Annotated in this window: 2 protein-coding genes and 1 pseudogene; all 3 read left to right on the top strand. The window is 68.7% G+C overall.

Annotated elements, in window-relative coordinates; translation table 11 throughout:
• Window positions 1-202 (top strand): annotated as a pseudogene (locus tag G6027_RS09720) (transcriptional regulator); the annotation flags it as partial.
• 206 nt (window positions 203-408) lie between these two features.
• Window positions 409-1,680: an NDMA-dependent methanol dehydrogenase gene (gene mdo, locus G6027_RS09715; protein ID WP_182636996.1), complete on the top strand. Its 1,272-nt coding sequence runs from the start codon at window positions 409-411 to the stop codon at window positions 1,678-1,680.
• A gap of 122 nt (window positions 1,681-1,802) precedes the next feature.
• Window positions 1,803-2,826 (top strand): MoxR family ATPase (locus G6027_RS09710; protein ID WP_241727003.1); only part of this gene is annotated, 1,024 nt, incomplete at its 3' end.

Below are 2,826 nucleotides of genomic sequence, written 5' to 3'. Positions count from 1 at the left end.
TCGGCTCGAGGTCCATTCGATGGTGCGGGCCGCGGTCCTGTCCGCCGACCGGCTCCCCGTTCTCAGGGCCTGGGTCGCCGGCGCCGGACGTGAGGATCTCGCCGCGTGGCGGAGCCTGGCCCGGTCGCGCTACGCGGACGCCTCCACGGTCGCGGCGGCCGAGGCGCGGTGTCGTGTCCTCGATCAACGCTTCGGGGCATGACGGTCTCGGAGATCTCCGACGGCGCGGATCGGGCCCGCCCCGTCCACTCGGGTAGGTGCGGCGGCGCCATGCGGACTGTCCCGGCATGCCGGGTGGGCAGAACCCCGCGGTAGCTGTTCCGGACCGGGCGGTTCCACGGCCAGAGTGATCGGTGTCACATTCACCGCCCCGCCGATGGCGGGGGTCGCTCGAGCAGGAGGCGCACGATGGCGATCGAACTGAATCAGATCTGGGATATGCCGATCAAGGAGTTCCACCCTCTCCCCAAGGCACTGCTGGGTGTGGGAGCACACGACATCCTCGGCGTGGAGGCCAAGAAGCTGGGCATGACCCGGGTCCTCATCATGACCACCGGACTGCGCGGCTCGGGGATCATCGAGGAGCTCAAGGGCAAGATCGAGTACCAGGGACTCGACGTCGTGGTCTTTGACAAGGTCGAGTCCAACCCCAAGGACTACAACGTCATGGACGCCGCTGCTCTCTACACCTCGGAGAAGTGCGACGGCATCATCTCGGTGGGCGGCGGCTCCAGCCACGACGCCGCCAAGGGCGCACGCGTGGTGATCGCCCACGACGGGCGCGACATCAACGAGTTCCAGGGCTTCTCCAAGTCCACCAACTTCGAGAACCCGCCGCACATCGCGGTGTCCACCACGGCGGGCACGGGCGCGGAGACCTCGTGGGCGTACGTGATCACGGATACGTCGGACATGGACCACCCGCACAAGTGGGTCGCGTTCGACGACGCCAGCCTCGTCTCGCTGGCGATGGACGACCCGCTCCTCTACTACTCCTGCCCCCAGCACTTCACCGCGTACTGCGGGTTCGACGTCCTCGCGCACTGTTCGGAGCCGTACGTGTCCCGGCTCGACTTCGCCCCCTCGTTGGGTAACGCGTTGTACGCGACCAAGCTCGTGGCGGACAACCTCACGACGGCCGTGTACGACCCCCGCAACCTCGAGGCGCGGACCGGCATGATGAACGCGCAGTACATCGCGACGCAGGCGTTCAACTCGGGCGGCCTGGGCATGATCCATTCGATGTCCCACGCGATCAGCGCGTACTACGACACGCACCACGGGCTGAACAACGCGATCGCGCTGCCCCGGGTGTGGGAGTACAACCTGCCGTCCCGGTACCAGCGCTACGCCGAACTCGCACCGCAGATGGGCGTGGACACCCGCAACATGACGACCGTCCAGGCCGCCGACGCGGCGGTGGAGGCCGCCATCCGGTTGTCCAAGGACGTCGGTATCCCGGACAACTTCAGCCAGATCACGCCCGGGCTGTACGAGAAGAACCAGATGGATACGGGCAAGTACAAGGGCAAGGGCGACAGGATCGACACCTCGGCGGAGAACATCCGCAGGATCGCCGAGCACATGATGGGCGACGCGTGCACCCCGGGCAACCCGCGTGAGTCCACGGTCGAGTCACTGATCCCGATGGTCGAGCACGCCATGACCGGGTCGTACTGACCGGGTCGTACTGACCGGTCGGAGGGCACCCCGCCAGGACGTCCCCGGGGGCGGGCGAGCGGATCCGTCCCGCCCGTCCCCGGGGAACATCACCATCTCCCGAGCACGGAAAGGGCCCGACCATGGATGTCATCGAAGATCACCCCGACGACGTGAGTTCCGACGAGGTGGGTCCCGCGGACGCGGTGATCGACGTCGACCTCCTGCGGGAGGCTCTCCGCGGGACGGGGTACATCGTCGACCGGGAGTTGGCGACGGTCGTGCACCTGGCGACCGTCCTCGACAGGCCGCTGCTGCTGGAGGGGCCGGCCGGTGTGGGAAAGACCGAGCTGGCCAAGTCGCTCGCCGCCGCGTTCGGTCGTCGGCTGGTCCGGCTGCAGTGCTACGAGGGGCTCGACGACGCCCGGGCGCTGTACGAGTGGGACTACGCCAAGCAGTTGCTCCACGTCCAGATGCTTCGGGACCGGATCACGGCGGAACTGCAGGTACACGAGGATCTCGCCGCCGCCTCCGCCGCGCTGGCGGAGATGGAGGTGGGGATCCACGGCGAGGACTTCCTGGTGGCCAGGCCGTTGCTCGAGGCGATCACGTCCGAGGACCCGGTGGTCCTGCTCATCGACGAGATCGACCGCACGGAGGAGTCGCTCGAGGCGATGCTGCTCGAGGTGCTCGCGGAGAAGCAGGTGACGATCCCGGAGCTCGGCACCTACCGCGCACGCACGACGCCCTGGGTGGTCCTCACCTCCAACGACACCCGGGAGCTGTCCAGTGCCCTCAAGCGCCGGTGCCTGCATTTCCACGTGGGTTTCCCGGACGCCGCGCGGGAGACGGAGATCGTCCGGTCCCGCGCGCCGGAGGTGCCGGAGACCGTAGCGGCGGACGTGGTGGAGAAGGCACGCCGACTGCGCGAGCTGCCCCTGCGCAAGGCTCCGTCGATCTCCGAGGTGGTGGACGCGGCGCGCGCGGCGTCGGTGTGGGGTGGAGACGGCCCGGAGCTCGGCTGGGTCCTGTCCGCCGCTCTCCTGAAGTACCGGTCCGATGACGATGTGGCCCGCGGCGTGCTGAGCGGTGGGGAGGCCCCGGGCGAGGAGCCCGCAGGTGGCGGTCGGGACATGCGGTCGGCCGCCGACGCGACCGGGGCCTCGA

Origin of the sequence: Dietzia sp. SLG310A2-38A2 (assembly GCF_014145095.1) — a bacterium.
GTDB lineage: Bacteria > Actinomycetota > Actinomycetes > Mycobacteriales > Mycobacteriaceae > Dietzia.
The sequence above is the reverse complement of the archived record's forward strand: the minus strand, read 5'-3'. Positions and strand labels throughout refer to the sequence as shown.

Coding starts and splice junctions, on each gene's coding strand:
- mdo (WP_182636996.1), top strand. CDS start 409: ATGGCGATCGAACTGAATCAGATCTGGGATATGCCGATCAAGGAGTTC.